The sequence below is a fragment of the Auritidibacter sp. NML120636 genome (assembly GCF_003185945.1).
GTDB lineage: Bacteria > Actinomycetota > Actinomycetes > Actinomycetales > Micrococcaceae > Auritidibacter > Auritidibacter ignavus.
This window is the reverse complement of record NZ_QHLO01000012.1, coordinates 38705-59249: the sequence shown is the minus strand read 5'-3', so window position 1 is coordinate 59249 and position 20545 is coordinate 38705. Positions and strand designations below refer to the sequence as shown.

Annotated in this window: 20 protein-coding genes; 10 read left to right on the top strand and 10 right to left on the bottom strand. The window is 62.0% G+C overall.

Annotation, left to right across the window (positions count from 1 at the left end; genetic code table 11):
* Positions 1–311: 311 nt before the first annotated feature.
* Both DCC25_RS09825 and DCC25_RS09820 read right to left on the bottom strand, forming a co-directional pair.
* Positions 312–1442: an FAD-binding oxidoreductase gene (locus tag DCC25_RS09825; RefSeq protein ID WP_110101541.1), complete on the bottom strand. Its 1131-nt coding sequence runs from the start codon at positions 1440–1442 to the stop codon at positions 312–314.
* A 36-nt stretch (positions 1443–1478) separates the two neighbouring features.
* Positions 1479–2654, bottom strand: coding sequence for a hypothetical protein (locus tag DCC25_RS09820; protein WP_110100088.1), 1176 nt, complete (start codon positions 2652–2654; stop codon positions 1479–1481).
* A 156-nt stretch (positions 2655–2810) separates the two neighbouring features.
* On the opposite strand from DCC25_RS09820, the gene DCC25_RS09815 reads away from it, so the two are divergent.
* From DCC25_RS09815 to DCC25_RS09800, 4 genes are read left to right on the top strand one after another with little or no spacing between them, the layout of a single operon-like run.
* The gene (locus DCC25_RS09815) at positions 2811–3146 is read left to right on the top strand and encodes a metal-sensitive transcriptional regulator (protein ID WP_110100087.1); all 336 of its coding nucleotides are present in this window, start codon (positions 2811–2813) and stop codon (positions 3144–3146) included.
* Between the two features lie 32 nt (positions 3147–3178).
* On the top strand, positions 3179–3412 hold the full coding sequence (locus DCC25_RS09810; protein WP_110100086.1) for a heavy-metal-associated domain-containing protein: 234 nt from the start codon (positions 3179–3181) through the stop codon (positions 3410–3412).
* Between the two features lie 28 nt (positions 3413–3440).
* Positions 3441–5753, top strand: a complete 2313-nt coding sequence (locus DCC25_RS09805) for a cation-translocating P-type ATPase (protein WP_110101540.1) — start codon at positions 3441–3443, stop codon at positions 5751–5753.
* 29 nt (positions 5754–5782) lie between these two features.
* Positions 5783–6727, top strand: a complete 945-nt coding sequence (locus DCC25_RS09800) for an NADP-dependent oxidoreductase (protein WP_110101539.1) — start codon at positions 5783–5785, stop codon at positions 6725–6727.
* Here the strand turns inward: DCC25_RS09800 and DCC25_RS09795 are convergent.
* Positions 6724–7353: a response regulator transcription factor gene (locus DCC25_RS09795; protein WP_110101538.1), complete on the bottom strand. Its 630-nt coding sequence runs from the start codon at positions 7351–7353 to the stop codon at positions 6724–6726. The two genes, DCC25_RS09800 and DCC25_RS09795, sit on opposite strands and share 4 nt — an antisense overlap.
* Positions 7346–8671 carry a sensor histidine kinase gene (locus tag DCC25_RS09790; protein ID WP_110101537.1) on the bottom strand — a complete coding sequence of 442 codons (1326 nt, stop codon included), beginning with the start codon at positions 8669–8671 and terminating at the stop codon, positions 7346–7348. The genes DCC25_RS09795 and DCC25_RS09790 overlap by 8 nt, the downstream gene beginning before the upstream one ends.
* A gap of 140 nt (positions 8672–8811) precedes the next feature.
* Here DCC25_RS09790 and DCC25_RS09785 point away from each other — a divergent pair, with 140 nt between their 5' ends.
* The 3 genes from DCC25_RS09785 to DCC25_RS09775 are packed head-to-tail and all read left to right on the top strand — an operon-like array spanning position 8812 to position 12865.
* Entirely contained in the window at positions 8812–9915 is a 1104-nt protein-coding gene (locus DCC25_RS09785; RefSeq protein ID WP_110101536.1) for an ABC transporter permease, read from the top strand.
* Between the two features lie 55 nt (positions 9916–9970).
* Positions 9971–10750, top strand: a complete 780-nt coding sequence (locus DCC25_RS09780) for an ABC transporter ATP-binding protein (RefSeq protein WP_110101535.1) — start codon at positions 9971–9973, stop codon at positions 10748–10750.
* A 45-nt stretch (positions 10751–10795) separates the two neighbouring features.
* A complete protein-coding gene (locus tag DCC25_RS09775; protein WP_110101534.1) occupies positions 10796–12865 on the top strand; it encodes an acetoacetate--CoA ligase in 2070 nt (689 codons plus the stop codon).
* A gap of 6 nt (positions 12866–12871) precedes the next feature.
* On the opposite strand, the gene DCC25_RS09770 is transcribed toward DCC25_RS09775, so the two are convergent.
* From DCC25_RS09770 to DCC25_RS09760, 3 genes are all read right to left on the bottom strand, one after another.
* The gene (locus tag DCC25_RS09770) at positions 12872–13816 is read right to left on the bottom strand and encodes an aldo/keto reductase (protein ID WP_110101533.1); all 945 of its coding nucleotides are present in this window, start codon (positions 13814–13816) and stop codon (positions 12872–12874) included.
* Positions 13817–13908: 92 nt separating this feature from the next.
* Positions 13909–14505, bottom strand: coding sequence for an energy-coupling factor transporter transmembrane protein EcfT (locus tag DCC25_RS09765; RefSeq protein ID WP_110101532.1), 597 nt, complete (start codon positions 14503–14505; stop codon positions 13909–13911).
* Entirely contained in the window at positions 14502–15248 is a 747-nt protein-coding gene (locus DCC25_RS09760) for an energy-coupling factor ABC transporter ATP-binding protein (RefSeq protein ID WP_158524777.1), read from the bottom strand. The genes DCC25_RS09765 and DCC25_RS09760 overlap by 4 nt, the downstream gene beginning before the upstream one ends.
* Before the next feature lie 15 nt (positions 15249–15263).
* Here DCC25_RS09760 and DCC25_RS09755 point away from each other — a divergent pair, with 15 nt between their 5' ends.
* Positions 15264–15914, top strand: a complete 651-nt coding sequence (locus DCC25_RS09755) for a TetR/AcrR family transcriptional regulator (RefSeq protein ID WP_146206452.1) — start codon at positions 15264–15266, stop codon at positions 15912–15914.
* On the opposite strand, the gene DCC25_RS09750 is transcribed toward DCC25_RS09755, so the two are convergent.
* Complete coding sequence (locus DCC25_RS09750) at positions 15816–16448, bottom strand: biotin transporter BioY (protein WP_110099848.1); 633 nt, start codon at positions 16446–16448, stop codon at positions 15816–15818. The two genes, DCC25_RS09755 and DCC25_RS09750, sit on opposite strands and share 99 nt — an antisense overlap.
* A gap of 236 nt (positions 16449–16684) precedes the next feature.
* Here DCC25_RS09750 and DCC25_RS09745 point away from each other — a divergent pair, with 236 nt between their 5' ends.
* Positions 16685–17218, top strand: a complete 534-nt coding sequence (locus DCC25_RS09745) for an SRPBCC family protein (protein ID WP_110099847.1) — start codon at positions 16685–16687, stop codon at positions 17216–17218.
* 2 nt (positions 17219–17220) lie between these two features.
* Positions 17221–18054: a DedA family protein gene (locus tag DCC25_RS09740; RefSeq protein ID WP_199445914.1), complete on the top strand. Its 834-nt coding sequence runs from the start codon at positions 17221–17223 to the stop codon at positions 18052–18054.
* Positions 18055–18084: 30 nt separating this feature from the next.
* Here the strand turns inward: DCC25_RS09740 and DCC25_RS09735 are convergent, their stop codons facing one another.
* Both DCC25_RS09735 and DCC25_RS11465 read right to left on the bottom strand, forming a co-directional pair.
* Positions 18085–19725, bottom strand: a complete 1641-nt coding sequence (locus tag DCC25_RS09735; protein WP_110101530.1) for a thiamine pyrophosphate-dependent enzyme — start codon at positions 19723–19725, stop codon at positions 18085–18087.
* A 212-nt stretch (positions 19726–19937) separates the two neighbouring features.
* Entirely contained in the window at positions 19938–20402 is a 465-nt protein-coding gene (locus DCC25_RS11465; protein ID WP_180342660.1) for a hypothetical protein, read from the bottom strand.
* Between the last annotated feature and the right edge of the window lie 143 nt (positions 20403–20545).

The window sequence follows — 20545 nt, the reverse complement described above, 5'->3', positions numbered from 1 at the left end:
GCACGTGAGGTCAAGGGAGTCGAGCCGGCAGAACGTCGTGAGATCAGGAGATGAGAAAGTAAGCTTGGACACGTCGAGGTCTTTCGGATGGACTGTGTAAGAACTTCCATCATCGGAAGACCTCGACCTCTATCCGGGCAGCGCCACGCCGTGTCCTGGAATCACTGATCCACACCCTCAATTACGAAGAGCCGCCAATGCCAAGGATGATGGCAGCCGTGGCTCCAATGAGAACAATGCTTGAGATGTTCATGGGCTAGCTTCCTGAGAAGGGTCTCTGCGCAGAGAACGTGGTGGCAATACCCGAAATGTCATGACATTTCGGGACGGAACTCAGCCAGCAGGTGATCGGCGTAGGTCGGTTCCGGGGGATGATCTCGTGCGTGCGGTCCGCGAGCGCCCACCTCGGTGGTGGCTACCTCAGCAAACAGCGCCGCCAGTGTCAGCGAGAGTGCTCCGCCGTTGAGGTGGTAGAGCCTGCGGTGCTGGTCGGTATACCCGGCGACCGGATCGGCCGAAGACTGTGGCACCGTGGTCAGGTGTTCGACCACGGGGCGCTCGCCTAACACCTCGGCGAGATGGCTGGCAATGTCCTCCGGCGTGCTCTGATCGGCCATGCGTACCCGGATTCGCCCGCTGGTATCGGGGCGGATGGCAGCTCCAGCGGTGAGCACCACATGGTGGAGATCGACGCCGATGGGCTCGGTGACGGCCAGCACCTCGTGGCCGGTCGCCGGAACATTATCGGAGGCGAGGATTGCCACATCGGCGGTGATTTCCTCGATCTCGCCCCAGCCGCCCGGCTCACTGGGGTGGTCAGCGGGTAGCCGGTACCGCAGCCGCAGGTGGGCCTGCCGATCGGTGGATGACATCGATTCGAGGCGTCCGGCGACGATGGCGACCCCGGCTTCGGTGAGTTGGGAGACCAGTTCGGCGATGAGTCGGTCATCGTCCAGGTAGCCCTCGGAGTCGATGAGCAGAGCGTGGCCCGCCTCGGCACCGCCCGCATTGAGTCGCACGCTGGGGGCCAGCTGTGCCAGGTCAGCGCGACTCAGGGTGGTGCTGGCTACCTGGTCTGCCGGGCCGGTGGGATGAGACCGGTCGGCAAGCACGATGACCCCGGTCAGGTGTAGCCAGGGTTGGAACTCCTCGGGGCTGGGGCCCTGTTGGTCCTCAACCCGTCGCATCAGTGCTGCGTCGTGCACGCGCGAGTGGGCGGCCAAACCCTGCCGGATCAATTCCTCCAGCGCGGGCCGGGCGATGGTCGTGACCTGGTTGATCACGGCGCCGAGACCGGCAAAGTCCGCACGCGGACCGGCAGGGCCCACCAGCGAGTCGTCGTGGTCGATCACGACCACCGAATGCCCGGCGTCGGCGAGCGAGACCGCGGTCATCAGCCCCTGAATGCCGGCGCCCAGAACGACAACGTGTGCAGTGTCCATCGTTGATGTGCTCCTGTAGGTTGTGTTGGTGCCGGGTTAGACGTCAGCGGGTGCGGGGGCCGGGGTGGTAGCCGGTGTGGCCTCGGGGTAGGTCCCGGCTGGCGTGTTGGCCCGCGGACGCGGTTGGTCCGAGGCGTAGCCGTTGGCGTCGTTCAACGCGCGGATCAAGACCACCAGCCAGGCGAAGAGGATTCCGGCCATGGCCAGTTCCACCCCGGTGAGGTTGTAGTAACCCAGTGGCCACCACAGCACCGCCGCAAAGATCGACAACCCGATCATCAGGTAGGAAAACAGGTAGATCACCACCGGCACGCCGGGTAACCAGATCGGGATGGTGGCAAATAACAGGAGGCACACGGCGGCCAGAATTTGGGTAAAGAGTGTGTGCAGCGGGTCATTGATATTGATGGGGACCATCGAGATCCCCACCAGACAGGCACCGATGAGCATCAGCCCGCTACGTAGCATCCAAATGGAGCCTCCACGTTTGCCCGTGGACCGACGCACGTCGGAGTAGGTGCGCAAGTCTTGAGAGATGAAATTGGCCAGCGTAAATAGCACCAGCCCGGAGACGGTCAGGGTGGTGTTGAAGGTCCAGAAGGACAGCACCCCGGCCTGGCCGGTGCCGAGTTCGGAGAAGAAGGCGTGCCACCAATACGGGTTTTCGGCCAGGAGCATGGCGGCGATAATGCCGGAGGCCATGAACACTGCCAGCAGGCTGGAAAGGGAGCGCGTTGAGGCGCGCGCGGCCGAGCTGAGGCCGAAATACCCGGCAGTTGCGACCACGATCCCGATCATGGCGGTGGCGGCAATCGCGTCAATTTCGAGTCCCACGAAGGATTGCTGGAATAACCGGAACAGCGCCAGACTGGCCAACATCACAATCGCCCCGTGCAGAATGATCAGCCCAACCCAGTCCAACACCAGCCAGAACCAGGCCCGGGATCGCATCCACGCCAGCGCACCACGGCGGGGGGCAGAGGCGAGTAACAGGCCAATCAGCGTGGCCAGCGCTGCGGTGATCCCGGCAGAGATACCGGTGACGGTTCCCACGGACGCGAAACCGGACAGGGGCGTGAGCTGGTCGGAAAAGAACCACCAGCCCACCATGGCTCCCAGCGCCCCGGCGATGATCGCTACCCAGATACCCCAGGATTCAATGCGAAATGAGCCCGAACGGGGTGGGGAGGACGCTGCGGGGGCGGTGGTCATTACTCCATCATAGATTCACCGCCCGGGCCTGCGTCGACAGCTGGCCCGTCACCGACACCATTCGATTGCCCAGAGAGGTTTAGGCCCTCCCGGGAATATACCCCCTCGGGGTATAGTTATGGGTAGTGAACGACCCAGCATCAGGAGAGACTTGCGATGAGCACCACGACACCACCACCAGTTCCGGACACAGCACAGCACCGGCATCAGTATGGCTATACCGATCATCGGCAGAGTTATCAGACCAGGTTGCGTCGGATCGAAGGGCAGGTGCGTGGCATTGAGCGCATGGTGGCCGATAACGAGTACTGCATTGATGTGCTGACCCAGATTTCTGCTGTCACCAAGGCTCTGCATGCGGTGAGTGTGAAACTTCTTGAAGACCATCTGGGCCACTGTGTGGCAGCAGCCGCCGCGTCCGGAGATGAGCAGCAGTTACAGGAGAAGGTCGCCGAAGCCACCGCAGCAATCGCCCGGCTGACTCGAAGCTAAACACAGTCCACTGACAGGAAGGATTACCCGCCATGACTTCCACCACCACCCTGGATATTTCGGGAATGACCTGCGAGCATTGCGTGCAGGCAGTCACCCGTGAACTCACTCAACTACCCGGCGTGGAGCAGGTTGCGGTGGACTTGCACCCCGAAGCCACCTCGATCGCTACGGTGACTGTAGCCACTGACACCCAAGCGCCGACTCATCACCAGTACGCCGAGGCCATCGACGAAGCCGGCTACACCCTCGTTGACGCACACTGAGTTGACACACACTACGAAGGACACTGAGATGACCACCCCGTCCAACGACTCGACCCACCACGGCTCCGCGGACACGCCCCACACCGGCGATGACCGGTCCGTCACCCTCGATATTTCCGGGATGTCCTGCGCATCCTGTGTCTCCCGGGTGGAACGGAAACTCACCAAACTCCCCGGGGTCTCGGCCACCGTCAACCTGCCGCTGAATAACGCTCGCGTGCAGGCCCCCGAACAGGTCACCGACCAGCAACTGATTGACGCGGTGGCCTCGGCCGGCTATGACGCCGAAGTGCACCACAGCCCACACCACCACAGTGGGCATGAACACCACGCTGAGCACGACCACCACGACGGGCAGGATCAACACTCCGGTGAAGACCATATGAACCACGGCCCATCGGCCAGCACGCTGAAACCCCGCTTCATCGTGGCGGCGATCCTGACCGTGCCGTTGTTTATCATCTCGATGTTTTCGTTCGCCCAGTTTCCCCACTGGGGCTGGGTGGCGCTGGTGCTGTCCACTCCGGTGGTGTTTTATACCGCCTGGCCTTTTCACTCTGCAGCGTTCGCAGCGGCCCGGCACGGCGCGTCGACGATGGACACGCTGGTGTCGCTGGGCGTGTTGGCGGCCTGGACCTATTCCACCATCGGGCTGGTGATGGACCCGATGATGACCGCGGTCCCCGGCCACCACGACCATCAGCTGTATTTTGAGACCGCCGGAGTGGTCACGACCTTCTTGCTGCTTGGCCGCTGGCTAGAAGATCGCGCCAAGCACCGCGCCGGGGACGCGCTGCGAGAGTTGCTGACGTTAGCGCCCGAAACCGCGGTGGTGGTCCGTGAGGGCACCGAGGTCGAGATTCCGGCCAGCCAACTGCAGATCGGGGACGAGTTTGTGGTCCGGCCCGGGGATAAAATCGCCACCGACGGCTACGTGGTCTCCGGTCATTCCGCCGTTGATACATCGTTGATCACCGGAGAATCCGTCCCGGTTGAAGTCGGCCCCGATGATACGGTCACCGGGGCGACCATCAACTCTTCGGGTCGTCTTCTCGTTCGGGTGACCCGCACCGGCGAGGACACCACCCTGTCACACATGGGGCAACTAGTCTCCGATGCCCAGTCACAGAAGGCCCCCATTGCCCGGATCGCCGACCGCATCTCGGCGGTCTTCGTCCCGATCGTACTGGTCATCGCCGCACTCACTTTGATCTTGTGGCTGGTCTTCGGCACCGGGCAGCAGGCCTTCCACGCCGCGGTCACGGTACTCATTATCGCGTGCCCGTGCGCCTTGGGTCTGGCCACCCCGGTGGCGCTGTTGGCCGGCACCGGCCGTGCCTCCCAGCTGGGCATATTGATCCGCGGCCCGGAAGTCTTAGAAGACACTCGCCAGATCACCTCGGTGGTCTTCGACAAGACCGGCACCATCACCCGAGGTTCGATGTCGGTGTCTGAGGCCACCAGCTTGGATGAGCGTTTCTCTTCCGAGGAGATTCTCCGGTTGGCCGCCGCCGCGGAGGCCGGCTCCGAACACCCCATCGCCCACGCCATCGTCGACGCCGGCCAGCAACTCGGCCACCTACCGAAGGCCACCGAGTTCTCCGCCACCGCTGGTGGCGGCATCTTCGCCACCGTAGAAGATCATCGCATGGTGCTGGGTCGCACCAGTTTTGTCACCGACCAGGCTGGGATCCCCCTCTCCCCGGAGGCCGAACGCGCCTTCCATGCTCTGGAGGAAACCGCAGCCACCGCGATCTGGGTCGTCATCGATGAGGCCCCGGCCGGGATCATTGCCGTCCGCGATCAGATCAAGGACTCCGCCGATGTGGCGATCGCAGACCTAACGGAGATGGACCTGACCCCCATGTTGCTGACCGGGGATAACCGCTCGGTGGCCACCTGGGTCGCCAGTCAGGTGGGCATCAACACCGACCACGTCGTCGCCGGAGTTCACCCCGAGGACAAGGTTGCCAAGATCCGCGAACTCCAAGAAGCTGGCGAGACCGTGGCGATGGTGGGTGATGGCGTTAACGATGCCCCGGCCCTGGCCCAAGCCGATTTGGGCATCGCGATGGCCTCAGGCACCGATGTGGCCCGTCAGGCCGCACAGATCACCGTGATGGGATCCTCGCTGGGGCAGATCACCCAGGCGATCCAGCTGTCTCGGAAAACGCTCCGGGTGATTAAGTCCAATCTGTTCTGGGCATTCGCCTATAACGTGCTCGCCCTCCCGGTGGCAGCCTTCGGGCTACTGTCCCCGATGATTGCCGGGGCCGCGATGGCACTGAGCTCGGTGCTGGTGGTGGCCAATTCACTGCGGCTGACTCGTTTCGCCCGCTAGTGGTCCGGGGTGCCAGCTAGGGTGAACCCATGCAGATCTATGGATTTACCCGCTACGGTGGCCCCGAGGTCTCCGGCGTGCTCGACGTCGAGGTCCCGGAGGTCACCGAGAACACGGTGCTGATCCGCACTGAGGCCTCGGGACTGAATCCCGGAGACCTCAAGGTCCGGTCCGGGGCCCGCACCGGGTCATTTCCCGTCAGATTCCCCATGGCCATGGGGCGGGAAGCCGCCGGGACCGTGGTCAGCCTCGGACCCGGTCTCACCCCGGAGGTCGCGACTCAGATTCCGGTGGGCACCCGGGTCTTCGGCTCGGCCGCTGCCGAAGTGGGCACCCTGGGCGAGTACACACTCCTGACCGCTACCTCCGCAACCCCGATACCTCAGGGATTGAGCGCTGCCCAAGCCTGCTGTATTCCGACCTCTGTGGGCACCGCCTGGGATGGGCTGGCCGAACTCGAACAAGCCGGGCTCAGTCGTGGCGAGACACTGCTCGTACTGGGGGCCGGCGGAGGTGTGGGCTCGGCGGTGACCGGATTAGCCACCTGGCGCGGCCTCAGGGTGGTGGGGGTGGCCTCGGAGAGTAAAAAAGAACTGGTCGAGTCCTTGGGCGCCAGCCACGTGCCAACGGGGGCCCTTGAGGCTGTCTCTGATCAAAAATCCCCCACCATCGCTGCAGTGTTTGACACCGTCGGGGGCCAAACCCTCACCGCAGCGGCTACCTTGCTGGCCGGAGACCACTGCCCACCGCGCATTCGCTCGGTGGCCGACCCAGCATTGGCCACCACCCTGGGTGGCAGTGGAGTGACCCGACACCGCCGTCGCGAGATCTTTTCCCGCATCGCCACCCAGCTGACCCAGCACCCGACCTTGCCGGTGGTCTCAGAGATCCTCGACTGGGATCGGGTCGCCGAGGCGGTCGCCACCGTCGAATCCGGGCATGCCATCGGCAATATTGTGGTGCGCGTGAGCTAGACGAGTCGTTGCTCCCGGGCTACCGCAATCGCCTGGGTGCGATTATCGACCCCGAGTTTTTGATAAATATGCACCAGGTGGGTCTTCACTGTTGCTTGGGAAATAAACAGGCTACGGGCAATATCGCGGTTGCTTTCCCCGGTTGTCAAGGCCTGCAAAATCTGTAGCTCCCGGGCCGAGAGTTGTGTATCGGCCGGTTGTTGGGCCCGGGAAATCAGCACCTGGGAGACTCTGGAGGAAAAAGCATGATCACCCCGGGCGGCAGCTTGTACTGCCTCGTGTAATCGGTCCTCAGCAGCGTCTTTGAGCAAATACCCCACCGCTCCGGCGGAGACTGCCGCCAGAATATCGGCCTGAGAATCATAGGTGGTCAGAATCAGCACCGGTGGCGCTGACCCTGTCTGCTGGGCCTCTTCGGCTAATGCCCGGGTGGCCTCGAGTCCGCCCATCCCGCGCATCTGTAAGTCCATAACCACCACGTCGACCCCATCCGGTCGGTGGTCTGCCAACGCCGCGGTGCCATCTGCGCCTTCGGCGACCACACTGATGTCTGCAAAGCTTTCCAGAATGGCCCTGAGCCCAGCACGGACCACCGGGTGGTCATCGATCAGCATCAGCTTAATCATCCTCGCCTCCCAGCGGTATGCGCAGTCCGATCACGGTCCCGGCGCCCGGGGCTGACTCCACACTGAGCTCTCCTCCGGCCTGAACGGCCCGGGTCTTCATGCCCGAGAGCCCGAAATGGTGCTCGGTGTCCACGGCCTCGGGGTCAAACCCGGTGCCGTCGTCGAAAACGTCGAGAGTGAGCATCCCGGCGGTGGCTGTCACGGTGATCACCACTGTGGAGGCCGCGGCGTGAGCCAGCGCATTGGTCAGTGCCTGATCGGCGATGCGTAGCACCGGGGTGAACCGCTCGGTCTGGATCACTAGCTGTTGGTCCTCCACCGCCGGTTCACCGCGTAGCAGCAGCTCCACCGGCTGGCGTTGGGCGCGCGCTTCGGCTTGGTGGCGTTGCACCATCGCCCCTAGTTGTCGCATCAGCTGTGACCCGGTGGGCGCCTGGTGGTTGTCGTCGAGCGCCTCGGTGGCCGTGGCCGGATCCGCCATGGTCTGTACCAGTTTGCGGGCGGTGGCAAGGTTCTTTTCGGCACTGTCGTGCATCAGGTGGAGCTGATCGTGCAACCGTGCGGTGTCCTGGTCGGCTACGGCATGTTGGGCGGCCCGGGAGAGGAGCACGAGTGAGGAGAATCCTTGGGCGAGGGTGTCGTGGATTTCTTGGGAGACCCGTTGACGTTCCTGCAACTGTCCGGCTTGACGTTCGCTGGTGGCCAGCTCGTGTCGAGTCACGATCAGGTCCTCGACCAGCTTGCGGTATCCCACCGCCTGATCGTGCAGCACGTGATAGACCCGGTAGGCCACCACCGCCACCACCGTGCCGAGTACCGGTCCGATCACCCCGGCGACCTGCACAGCCCCGGAGGCCAGGTACTCGGCTCCAATGGTGACCGTTAACAGCACCAGCAGGCATCCGAGAGCAAGCAGTCGACTGATGGGTGTCAGCACGTGAATGCTGACGAAGACCAAGGGAAACATCACCCAGATGAATTCGGCCGAGATCAAACACAGCATCGTCCAGCCACCGATGACCGCCACGAGCCACACGGGCGCATAACGGGAAGCCAGCCTGGACGCAGCGAGCCCGACTCGGCGTTCCCAGACGGTGCCGGCCACATAGATGGCAGCAACCATCACAGCCAAGACGACGACCGTGATCTGCATCCCAGAGCTCAGCGTTTCGCAGAGCACGGCTCGGATCGTGGCGAAGACCAGCAGAAACGCAAACATCACGTGCAACACCACCCGCAACCAGCGCATCACCGACTCCACCGGAGCCGGATGGCCGGTGGTCAGATGCGCTACGGGCTCGGGTGTCGCAACGGTCACGTATTGTCAGCGTAGTCGGGTTTCTCACCGAGTGCATCAACCAAAAGGTTGAGCCAGGTTCCAACCGGTTAGCCGATGTGTCTGCTCTTCCTCACGCGAAGACTAGAAGGCATAGCTGGTGAGTCAACGAAAGGAACCCCATGTTTCTTGCTGTTCGTGAAATATTCCATGCCAAAGGCAGGTTCAGCCTGATCACCGCAGTGATCGCGATGATGACCCTGTTGCTGATTATGCTGACCGGGCTCACCGCCGGACTCGGCGCCCAGAACACCTCCGCGTTACAGGCCCTGGACGCCGACCGGGTGGTGTTCTCCGCAGAACAAAACCCAGACGGCTCTACCGCCGACCCCAGCTTCGCCAATTCCCAGATCACCGCCAGCCAGGCCGAGGACTGGGCCGAGGCCAACGGTGTAGATCACGTCGCCGGTCTGGGTGCTAGCCAAACCACGATGGAGACCGACTTCACCTCCTCGATCGCTCTGCTGTCTCTGCCGGAGGGAACCGCGATCCCCTCAGGGGAAACCGTTCGGCCCGGCACCGCTCTGGTGTCCCAGTCGGTGGCGGATGACCACGAGTTGCGCGTCGGCGAGACCATCACGGTCGGCTCTGAACAGGTCGAGGTCGCCGGTATGAGCGAGGATGAGTACTACTCACACTCCCCGGTGGTCTGGACCGACACCGACACCTGGGCGGCCGCCACCCACCAGCAAGCCGATGCCGAGACCGTTGTGGGCACCGTGCTGTTGGTCCAGGGCACCGAGCCCGACGAGGCCGATGGCTCGTGGTCCACCACCGCCGAAAACACCGACACCCTGGCAGTGACCCCCCAGGAATCTTTCTCTGCACTGCCAGCCCACCAATCCGAACAGGGTTCGCTGGTGAGCATGCAGGGCTTCCTCTACGTGATTTCTGCTCTGGTCATCGTCTCCTTTCTGACCGTCTGGACCTTGCAACGCACCCGCGAGCTGTCGGTGCTTCGCGCCCTGGGAGCCTCCGGGACCTATCTGTTCAAAGATGCCCTGGGTCAAGCCGGCATCATTTTGGCCGTCGGCGTCATCATCGGCACCCTGGCCGGTAGCGGACTCGGCGCACTAGCAGCCGGTGTCCTACCGTTCGAACTCACCTGGCTGACCCTGTTCGGCCCGATGGTCGGTATCTGGGCGCTGGGCATGATCGGCGGACTGATCGCCACCCGCAAGGTCGCCACCGTCAACCCACTCGAAGCCCTAGGCACCGCAGCCTAGCCACCAGCCACCGACCCCAACCAGGCTTCTGCCCTCTCTGCACACAGGAGACATCATGACTGCATCGACACTGACGACACCAACTCTGCAACTGAACCAGATCACCCAGATCTTCCCCGACGGAGACTCCGACATCACCGCCCTGGACCACGTCGACCTCACCGCCCACCCCGGTGACGTCACCGGACTGCTGGGAGAATCCGGATCTGGTAAGTCCACGTTACTGTCCATCGCCGCCGGCTTGATCGCCCCCACCAGCGGCGAGGTGATCATCGCCGGCGATGACATCTCCTCCGCCTCGGCGTCGGAACGGGCCCGGGTACGGCTGAATCACATTGGTTTCATTTTCCAGCAACCGAATTTATTGAGCTCGCTGACCGTGATGGATCAGTTACTGATCACCGAGCACCTGCGCGGTGTGCGCGGTCGGGCCCTGCGCGCCCGTCGGTCTCGGGCCGAACAGCTATTGGAACGGGTTGGTCTGCCCGGCTACGGGTCCCGCAACACCTCCCAGCTCTCCGGCGGTCAGAAACAGCGTGTCAATATCGCCCGGGCACTGATGGGTGAGCCCGACGTGCTCCTGGCCGATGAGCCCACCTCGGCCCTAGACCACGAGCTGTCCACCCGGATCATGACGTTGCTGTCCGAACTGACCCGCGAGTTGAATCTCGCCTCGGTGATTATTACCCACGACCGGTCGATGCTTGCGGTAATGGACCGCACCGTGGTGCTACAGGACGGTGTGCTCTACGAACAGCACGAGGACCACCCCGCCACCCCACAACTGGCTTACGCCTCACCGGAGGTGTGTTGTGTTTTGTCTCACAGGCGGTAATCTAAGGGGCGAACACTCCGTCGGCATCGGAAGGAGCCCCAGGCTATGGCATCAACCGCTGAGACCACACACCCGGTATTGTGGCAGCCCACCGCTGAACACACCGCCCATCATCCGATGACCCGTTTTGCTCGGCGGATCGAGGACAAATATGGGGTGACTCTGGCAAACTACGCGGACTTGCACCGGTGGTCGGTGGATCACCTGGCCGACTTCTGGCGCGAAGTCTGGGACTTCTCCGATGTGATCGCCTCGGCCGGCTCCGAGACGGTTTACGAGGGCGAGGAGATGCAGCACACGCGCTGGTTCCCGGATGCTCGTCTGAACTTCGCCGAAAACATGCTCCGCCATGTTGCCACGCACCCCGAGGCCGAAGCCATCATCGGTGAACACGAGCTCAGCGGCACCGAAACACTCACCTGGCAACAATTCCACGACCAGGTTGCTGCACTGGCCCACTATCTGCGTGCAGTCGGGGTACAACCCGGGGACGCGGTCTCGGCGGTACTACCGAATCTGCCACAGACCATAGTGGCCATGCTGGCCACGGCCTCGGTGGGTGCCATCTGGTCAGTGGTCAATACGGACTTCTCCGCCCACGGTGTGGCCGACCGTTTCGCGCAGATTGAGCCGAAGGTGCTGATCACCGCCGAAGGGTTCGAGTTCAACGGCACCTACCGCGATCTGCGCCCGACCATTCCCGCCTTGCTCGAGGTGCTTCCTACCGTGGAACATCACCTGCTGATTGACCGCTACTGCGCCGATGAGCACCTCACCGCTGCCGGGGTGGAGCTGGGCGACGAGTTACCCGATCTGGGCTCAATCACCTCCACCCGGTACTCCCAGGTCATTGCTGAAACCCACGAGGCGGTATACGAGCAAGTACCCTTTGGCCACCCGCTGTGGGTGCTCTATTCGTCCGGCACCACCGGCAAGCCCAAAGGCATCGTTCACTCGCACGGCGGAATGACCATCGAGTTCTACAAGCTCGGTGGCATCCACGCCGGGTTGGGACCCGATGATCGCAGCTATTACGCGGTGGCCACCACCTGGATGGTGTGGAACCTGTTGCTGGCGATGCTAATGTCCGGGGCAACCATCATCACCTACGACGGCTCCCCCACCGCCGGCGGACCCGCCAAAACCTTCGAGATCCTGGCCAAACACCGCGTCACGTTCTTCGGCACCGGCGCCGCCCTGCTCTCACTGGCCGAACGTGCCGGGATCTTCCCCAACCGTCAGATGGATCTCTCCAGCATCAAGACCATGATGGTCACCGGCTCCCCGTTGCCCGACACCACCTGGGAATGGGTGTATCAGGCGATTAATCCCGACCTGCGACTGGGTTCGGACTCAGGTGGCACCGATATGTGCTCGGCCTTTGTCGGCACTAACCCGTATCGGCCGGTACGTCGCGGTGTGTTGATGGGTGCCTATCTGGGGGTTGATGCCCGCGTCGTCAATCCCCAAGGCCAGCGCGTCTTTGACGAGGTCGGCGAACTCGTCGTCGCCCAGCCCATGCCGTCCATGCCCATCTACTTCTGGAACGACCCGGATGGCCAACGCTATCACTCCGCCTATTTCGACGTCTTCGATGGCCTGTGGCGTCACGGGGACTGGGCCACCGAACTCTCCGGGGGCGAAACACTCAGCGCAACCGGCGAGACTGCTGGCAACGGCTTCATCATTCACGGCCGGTCTGACTCCACCATCAACCGTGGTGGCATCCGGATGGGCTCGGCTGACATCACCCAGGTGGTCGACGGGGTTGACGGCGTCGCAGCATCCATGGTGATCGGTGCCGAGCTGTCCGGTGGCGACTACTATATGCCACTATTTGTGGTGCCCATCCCGGGCACCTCTGTGACCGAGGAGCTCAAACAGGATATCGTCACGGCCATTCGCACCCGGATTTCTCCGCGCTATGTCCCGGACGAGATCATCGAAGCCCCGGCAGTACCCACCACCAAGACCGGCAAGCTCTTGGAGGTTCCGGTGAAACGACTCTTCCAAGGTGCTTCACCCGATACCGTCAATAAGGCCACCGCCAGCGATGCCGACACCCTGGAGTGGTACATCAAGAAAGCTGAGGACTTCGTCGCTCAGCGTCCGTGACGGTGATCAGGCGAAGATCTCGGAGGCCTCAGTCAGCAACCGGACTTCTTCGTCGCTGAGTTGTAGCGTGGTGGCTTCCAGCAAGGCCGGGAGCTGTTCGACCGTGCGGGCTGAGGCAATCGGGGCCGTGACTCCACGGGCCAACAGCCACGCCAGCGCTACGGAAGCCGGTTGGACCTGGTGGTGCTGCGCAACCTCGACGAGCTGGTCCACCACACGCAGACCGTCAGCGTTGAAGTACTCGGAGACGTGGTTCTTTCGTTCGGTCTCTAAGTCAGCCTCGGTGCGATACTTCCCGGTCAAGAACCCTGCTGCCAAACCGAAGTAGGGGAACACCGCGAGATTATTCTCTTCGGCCACGGCCCGGTAGGTGTTTTCATAGTCGGCACGACGAACCAGGTTGTAGTGCGGTTGGATCGCCACCGGCAACGCCAAATTCTCCTTTCGGGCCACACGGAACCACTCCCGCATCCGATCGGGCGAATAATTCGACAGACCGATATAGCGAATGTGCCCGGCGGTGACGAGCTCGTCAAAAGCCCGAGCTTGATCGGCAATCGGCACCTCAGTGTTGTCGAAGTGCCCGTAGTACAGATCGATGTAGTCAGTCTGGAGACGGCGTAGGGACTCCTTCACCTGCGACTGAAGATAATCCAAGGTCTGTGGTGCCTGCGGAAAATCGCGGACTTTGGTGGCCACCACCACGCGGTCACGAGGCTGGCGAGCCAGCCAGGATCCAATCACGGCCTCGGATTCACCTCCCACAGCATTCGGCGCCCAATGGGGGTAGGTGTCGGCGGTGTCTAAAAAGTTACCCCCGGCATCACAGTAGGCGTCCAAGATCCGGTGGGCGGTGGGTTCATCTGCGGTCCAGCCGAACGTATTAGTCCCCAGGTTCAGTGGAAAAACATCCAACTCTGTCTGGGGGATCGTGACACGTTGTTGCGTCATCGCCGAGCCATCCTTTCTCTACCGGGGGTACTGCTTTTCTCATCACAACACATCAGCGGGGGTGGATCCCAGGACCTCGTTGAACAGACCAGCTAGTCCAGGCCACGGGCGGTGAGCGCATCCCCAAGATCATCGGCGTGTTTCAAGCTCAGGACCAAAACGGGTACCGCCCACGACCACGGCGCGATGCGCACACCCCGGGCGCGTTGGGCTTCTCTGACCTGGTTGATGACCGCCGAGAGGGTTCCCACCGAGTTGAGCATCAGCCCCAGCGCCAACCCAATCTTCTCCGGATTCGCCCCGAACCGGCGCAGGGGCCCGAAGAGTTTTTCGGTCGTGGCCACAATGCCCGAAATCTCGGTGGTGCGGGTCAGCACCTGGGCGAGCAGGATGATCGAGATGAGTCGTGCGGTATTGGTGGCAGCGTGGACAGGGTCCAGAAAGATCAGCTGAGTGACCACCAGAAAGACCAGCAGAAAAGAGAGTCGCAACAGGTCGGTCACCAGCAATCGCAACGGAAGTTGGGCCACCAGATACCCCAGAATCGGCAGGAGCACGAAAACTACGGCCGCCGGATAGGAGGGTGGAATCAGAAACGACACCAGAGCAGTCAGGGCCAGCACGAGCAGTTTCAGCCCGGCCGGGGCTCGGTGTACCAGCGAGTTTCCGGGGATATAGAGCGAAATCATATTCGTTCCTGGTCGATCTCGGAATGAATAAAGTCCAGGTAGTTTTCCACCACCGTACGGGGGCGACCGTGTTCGCGCAGACGCCCCTGATGGATCCACAAGCAGTCGTCGCAGGCGGTGGCAAAGTCCAGGTCGTGGGTGACCAACACCAGCTGGGTTTCTCTCGGCAGGTGCAATAGTCTGCGTCGGACTAACAAGGCGTGGCGGGTGTCCAGCATCGAGGTCGGCTCATCGGCGATCACCAGCTGTGGCTCGGTAATCAGTACCGAGCACAGCGCCAAGCGTTGCAGTTGTCCCGACGACAGGGACAGACACGGCCGATCGGCCAGCTCGGTGAGGTGATGCGCTTCCATGGCCGCCTGCACGCGGGCGGTCATCTCGTCTTTGGACAGCCCGGAGCCACGCAATGAGAGCGCGATGTCTTCTTCCACCGTGGGCATGACCACCTGAGTGGCTGCCTGCGGGAAGATCATCCCGATCCTGCCACGCAACCCCGGAGCCATTTTCGGTTTCCCAGGCCCCTGGGAGACCAGGTGTCCATTCACCGTGGCGGCACCGGAGGTATACCCCAGCAGGCCGGCCAGCACGCGGGCCAGGGTGGATTTACCCGAACCGTTCTCGCCAATAATGGCGATTCGAGGTGCGTCGAGTTCGGCGGTGATATCGGTCAGAAGTTGTGCTTGGCCGGAGGATTCACCGGGTGCATCAACCCTGACGCACAACTGATCGAAGGCAATCGTCATCGTTATGATATTCCCATGGTCTCTCGGAAAACATCGGTCCCTATCGTGGTGGACGATCTCATCCGGTGCGGACTGGAGATCCTGCGCACCCACGGGCTGGCCGATGTCTCGATGCGCCGGGTGGCCACCACACTGGGGGTGCGGCCCTCGGCATTGTACTGGCATGTCAAAGATAAACAGTCGTTGCTGGCACTGATGGCCGATGAGATTTTGGCTGGCATCCAGATTCGTCGCACCGATTCATTGAGCCACCGCGCCCTGACGCTGTACCAGGGATTGCTCGCCACTCGCGATGCCGCAGAACTCGTCAGCTCGGTGATTGCACTGGGAACCGGAGGCAATCGGCTTCGGCGTAGCTTACGCCAGGCCAGAGAAATGGACCAGGAACCAGACCCGGAGTTGCTGACCGACACGCTGGTCTCACTGATCTTAGGTGCGGCCGTGGTCTCCCAACAGCGATTGCAGGCCGAACAACTGGGCCTGACCACCGCGGACACGGTGCCGGAGCGGAACCAGGTGCGCAGTGATTTTACCCAGATGCTCAAGGTGGTTATTCCCTCCTCGGCCTCAGGCGCGGAAGGCCTTCGGGTAGGCGCGCCACAGCCCCATGGTGATCAGCACGGTCAGTACCACCTTGGTGAGGTCACCGGGCAAGAAGACCAGTGAGGTATAGGCGGTCTCCAGCATGCTCAGCCCGGTCATCAGCGCCTGTCCCGGGATACCAAAAGCGTAAATCACCAAAATACCGCCGACGATGCTGCCCAGTGCCACTTTCCACCAGGTAATGCGCAACCCGGTACGCCATGAGCTCGCGCCGTGGACGATCAGGCCGATGACGACAACACCGGCCAACCAGCCGATCAAGTAGCCCACCGTCGGGGTGGCGAACACGCCGATACCACCACGACCACCAGCCAGCAGGGGCAGTCCCAGTGTTACGGCCAGTTCCAGCAGCGCCACCGCACCGAGTCCGCGCCAGGGTCCCAGCACGGAACCGGCCAGCATCACCCCCAAGGTTTGTAGCGTAATGGGCACACCGCCGGCAATATTGATGCTGCCAACGAGTCCGAAGGCTCCGATGAGCGCGGCAAACACCGCTATTTGTGCCAGCGCGCGGGCCGAGACACCGCCTCGAAAGCGAGAGGTTCTCGCCTCGTGTTGAGGTGTGCGCGCATCGTCAGGGGTGGTGGTTTCAGCCATGATGTGAATTCTTCCAACGGTCGATGAGAAATCATCCGCAGGCGGGACACCTGAGGGTTTAAAACACCGTTCACTGAACAGCGTTCAATACATGGTAGACCCGCAAGCCCCACCTGCGAAAATCCGGGGCAATATTACTGCGGATCGGGCTGCGAGATCTGGCTGTGGATACGGCACCGGATCGGCATTTTCGCGTACAGTATGACACGCAACCATCATCCGAAAGGTGCCCTGTGATGAACGATTCCTCATCCCGTCCGATCAACCCCGACACCGGGCTGCCACAAACCGCACCCCAGGCTGGGTGGCCAACGGCGGTCGACGCTGGCCCGAAGGTCATCTCCTACCGCGTCAACGTCAAGGCCAGCCCGGAGGAACTCTGGGAGATTCTGGCCGACCCCCACCGCCACCACGAGATCGACGGCTCTGACACGGTCAAGCCCAAAGTCTCCGGACCGCACCGGCTGACGATCGGCGATACGTTTAAAGTCGCCATGCACAAGTTCGGCATCGACTACACCATGAAGTTGACCACAGTAGCCGCAATCCCGGGAGAGATTGTGGAATGGAAACACCCCGCTGGCCACACCTGGCGCTGGGAACTTGCCGCCGATGCGCACCACCCTGGCTACACCACGGTCACCGAATCTTTCGACTATTCCTCGGTGCCGTTCTTGGTGGCGATGGCCTACTACTTCTCGAATACCGTGGCATTCAACGCCCAGGGTATCCAGGCATCGTTGACTCGACTGGCAGGACGCTATCTCTGATCATGACCACTTCGTATCCCGATCCGCACTCCGACGCCTGGCAACCGGACAATACCGAGCCGGGGGCAGAATATCGGCGCGATCCGCGCCCGCAACAAAAGACCGCCGAAGAAGATCTCAACCTCCCCGAGTTCTTGGCCCACCCCACCAAAGTGGATATCTTCCTGCTGATCATGCTGTTCGCCATGGCCGTGTGGGGCATTGCTCTCATCCCGTTCCGTGCCTGGCTGTTGACCGAGCCGGTGGCCTACACGTTATTGGTGGGGGGCTACACCTCGTCGGTGATTGGTGGCGCCCACGCCTCGGTCGGTGAGGGGCCCTGGTGGATGTACTGGTTATTCACTCTGGTCGGGGCGCTGAAGTTTGTCCCCTTCTACTACTGGATGGGTAAACGGTGGGGCATGGATTTCATCGACATGTCGGTGAAGTACACGCCCTGGCTGAAGAAAATGGCCCACCGGGCGATGACGTCCACGAAGGCCAAAGGGATCACCGGCGCACTGGTGCCCCTGTGCTATACCCCCGGACCAGTGCCGAGCAATATCATCAACGCGTTGCTGGGGTTATTGCGGGTCTCAGCTGGATTGATGATCGTACTTAACGCGGTCAGTGTGCTAGCAATCAATGGGCTGTTTATCTGGTTGGGCTACACCTTCGGAGATCAGGTGCTGGCCGTGGTTGAGGTCGTCAACCGCTATCTGCTGTGGATTACTCTGGCGCTGATTGTGGTGGCGATCTTCCACGCCCGTCGTACCATGAAACGCAATGCGGCCCTGAACGCCGACACGAACCAGGACGAACCTGGGAAAGCCAACGCGCAGGACCGCAACGTCTAAGAACCAGATCAGGGCCACATCCCGACCGGGTTAGTACGCCTTCCGGCGTTGCTCGACGACCAGGTGGATCAGCGCGAAGGTGCCGTCTTCGTCCACAGCTTTCAGCGCACGCTCGAGAGCGGCCGGAATCTCCGCGTTGTGGGTGACCTTGACCCCGAACCCACCGAAGGCTTCCGCCATGCCAGCGAAATCCGGGTTGAACAGCTGCGTACCGGACACACGTCCCGGGTAATCGCGTTCCTGGTGGGTGCGGATAGTGCCGTACTCCTGGTTATCCATTACGATCACCAGCGGGGTGGCACCGTACTGGCGGGCGGTGGCCAGTTCCTGCCCGTTCATCAAGAACTCACCGTCACCGGCAATCGTGATGATCCGACGGTCCGGGTAGTTCAACGAGGCGGCCACACCCGAGGGCACCGAGTAGCCCATCGAGCCGTTACGGGCCGAGATCATCGAGGCATAGGAGCGGGTCGGGAAGTAACGGTGGGCCCAGTTGGTGTGTTCACCGGCACCAAAGGTAACCATTGGATCCTGGGGTGCAGGAAGTGCCGCAACCAGATGGGCCATCATTTCATCCATGGTGGCCGGGCCTTCACCGGTGATCTCCGGCAACGCCGCAAACTCTTCCTGTTGGGCCCGCATCTTCGCGGTCCAGGTCTTCCAGGAGTCCTTGACCTCCAGGTCCATGCGGACCAGGTCGTGGATAAACAGATCCGGTTTCGCCACGATCTGGTGGGACACCGGGCCGGAACGACCGCGCAGTGACGGGTCGATAGTGACCAGGAAGTTAGTTTTTTCCCAGTTTTGGCGCACCCGGAATCCGTCCGTGACAGTATCACCGGGCACCGTGCCAACGAAGACGATCAGGTCGGTTTCTTCCAGCAAATCGTAGGTGGGCTTGGGCCGACCATACCCGATTGGCCCCACATAGCTGGGTGAGTCAAAGGGGATGGTGCCTTCGGTGCGCCATTCCGCCGCTGCGGCGATGTGGTGGTCTTCCAGCCATCGGGTTAGTTCCTCAGCGGATTCGTGGCTCCAGTCGTTCCCACCGGTGATGAATAGCGGCTTATCGGAGTTCAACAGCGCCGAGTGCAGCGCCTTCCAGTCGTCCACGGTCATACCGCCACCAGCCACCGGAATCTGTGGGTGCAACCGGGCATCAATCTCGTGGGTGATGACATCTTCAGGCAGACCGACAATCACCGGACCGGGGCGACCCGAGGCGGCTGCGAACATCGCTTCGGCGACGATCTCTGAGGCGCGCTCAGCATGGTCGAGCACCATGACACGCTTGGCTCCAGAGTCAAACCAGGCATGCGGATCGAATTCCTGGAAGGCTTCCTTATCGCGGTGTTCGAACGGGATGAGTCCAACAAACAGCACCATCGGGGTCGAGTCCTGCCAGGCGGTGTGCAGTCCCACGTGCGCATTCGAGGCACCGGGACCACGGGTCACCATGGCCACACCGGGGGTGGAATTCATCTTGCCGTCGGCTTCGGCCATATAGGCCGCCCCGCCCTCGTGGCGACAGACAATATTGTCAATGGGTGAATCATAGAGTCCGTCTAGCACGTTCAGGTAGCTCTCCCCTGGAACGCTGTAGACGCGTTTCACGCCGTGAGCGACCAACGTATCAACGATGACGTGGCCGGCAGGCTTCTTCTGGCTCATCTGGCTCCTCAGCTCCACACAGAATGTGTTAACAACACTTTTTCATCATGAACCGCGATCTCATGGTGGTGGACAACGGTTATCTCTCGCTTGACTATCCAAACTACCATCGACCCGATGTCCGCCCCGTCACATTCCGGGGCAGATTCAGTCCTTTGTGAACATGCCGGGACATTTCTATGATGTCCACCACGTTCGTTGCACAGATCGCGTTAGGAGGAGCGACCCTCACCGTGCTGTGGGTCCTCGCGGTCCGCATCCTCCGCGTGCTGCGGGGTTGAGTCGCTCGGGTGGGATGCTGGGGAGCGCTGCGCTTCGGCCCGTTCGGCCTCAGCGCGTTTTTTCGCCCGCGCTTTGGCCATGGCTTCACGGTGCATTTGTTCCGAGGACCGGTTAATGCCGGAGCCTTCGGAAAGGTGTTCGGGGTTGTCTCGTGATGCCAGCTGGAGCAAGGAGACCACCAGCAGGGAGACGATGAAAAACACCCCGAAAGCGATCAAACCCAGGTCCAGGCGGAGGGGCCTATCGGGGTTGTTCAGGCCACCGGTGGAGGCCAGCGTGACCACGACACCACCGATCAAGCCGAGGACGGCTGAGAAAATCAGGGGTGCCGCAACGCCGAGAGGTTTCTTCTTCTCGGGGCCGTTCGGAGGTTGCGGGCCGCGCTGAGTAGTCACGACTCACGCTCCTGGGGTGCTCGATGATCACAATACATAATGCCTGCACGCTCCGGATGATCCATGTCGTGGGGCACCAGGGCGCACCTGACTATTCTAATCACGGCATGCTGACAGAATCCGCACGTGACCTCTCAGAGTGA

Excerpts from the sequence above, each read along its gene's own strand:
- DCC25_RS09770 (WP_110101533.1), bottom strand. The coding sequence starts at position 13,816 with ATGACGCAACAACGTGTCACGATCCCCCAGACAGAGTTGGATGTTTTT.
- DCC25_RS09755 (WP_146206452.1), top strand. The coding sequence starts at position 15,264 with ATGGTCTCTCGGAAAACATCGGTCCCTATCGTGGTGGACGATCTCATC.
- DCC25_RS09785 (WP_110101536.1), top strand. The coding sequence starts at position 8,812 with ATGTTTCTTGCTGTTCGTGAAATATTCCATGCCAAAGGCAGGTTCAGC.
- DCC25_RS09815 (WP_110100087.1), top strand. The coding sequence starts at position 2,811 with ATGAGCACCACGACACCACCACCAGTTCCGGACACAGCACAGCACCGG.
- DCC25_RS09800 (WP_110101539.1), top strand. The coding sequence starts at position 5,783 with ATGCAGATCTATGGATTTACCCGCTACGGTGGCCCCGAGGTCTCCGGC.
- DCC25_RS09805 (WP_110101540.1), top strand. The coding sequence starts at position 3,441 with ATGACCACCCCGTCCAACGACTCGACCCACCACGGCTCCGCGGACACG.
- DCC25_RS09780 (WP_110101535.1), top strand. The coding sequence starts at position 9,971 with ATGACTGCATCGACACTGACGACACCAACTCTGCAACTGAACCAGATC.
- DCC25_RS09820 (WP_110100088.1), bottom strand. The coding sequence starts at position 2,654 with ATGACCACCGCCCCCGCAGCGTCCTCCCCACCCCGTTCGGGCTCATTT.
- DCC25_RS09795 (WP_110101538.1), bottom strand. The coding sequence starts at position 7,353 with ATGATTAAGCTGATGCTGATCGATGACCACCCGGTGGTCCGTGCTGGG.
- DCC25_RS09825 (WP_110101541.1), bottom strand. The coding sequence starts at position 1,442 with ATGGACACTGCACACGTTGTCGTTCTGGGCGCCGGCATTCAGGGGCTG.
- DCC25_RS09765 (WP_110101532.1), bottom strand. The coding sequence starts at position 14,505 with ATGATTTCGCTCTATATCCCCGGAAACTCGCTGGTACACCGAGCCCCG.
- DCC25_RS09750 (WP_110099848.1), bottom strand. The coding sequence starts at position 16,448 with ATGGCTGAAACCACCACCCCTGACGATGCGCGCACACCTCAACACGAG.
- DCC25_RS09745 (WP_110099847.1), top strand. The coding sequence starts at position 16,685 with ATGAACGATTCCTCATCCCGTCCGATCAACCCCGACACCGGGCTGCCA.
- DCC25_RS09735 (WP_110101530.1), bottom strand. The coding sequence starts at position 19,725 with ATGAGCCAGAAGAAGCCTGCCGGCCACGTCATCGTTGATACGTTGGTC.
- DCC25_RS09740 (WP_199445914.1), top strand. The coding sequence starts at position 17,221 with ATGACCACTTCGTATCCCGATCCGCACTCCGACGCCTGGCAACCGGAC.
- DCC25_RS09810 (WP_110100086.1), top strand. The coding sequence starts at position 3,179 with ATGACTTCCACCACCACCCTGGATATTTCGGGAATGACCTGCGAGCAT.
- DCC25_RS09775 (WP_110101534.1), top strand. The coding sequence starts at position 10,796 with ATGGCATCAACCGCTGAGACCACACACCCGGTATTGTGGCAGCCCACC.
- DCC25_RS09760 (WP_158524777.1), bottom strand. The coding sequence starts at position 15,248 with ATGACGATTGCCTTCGATCAGTTGTGCGTCAGGGTTGATGCACCCGGT.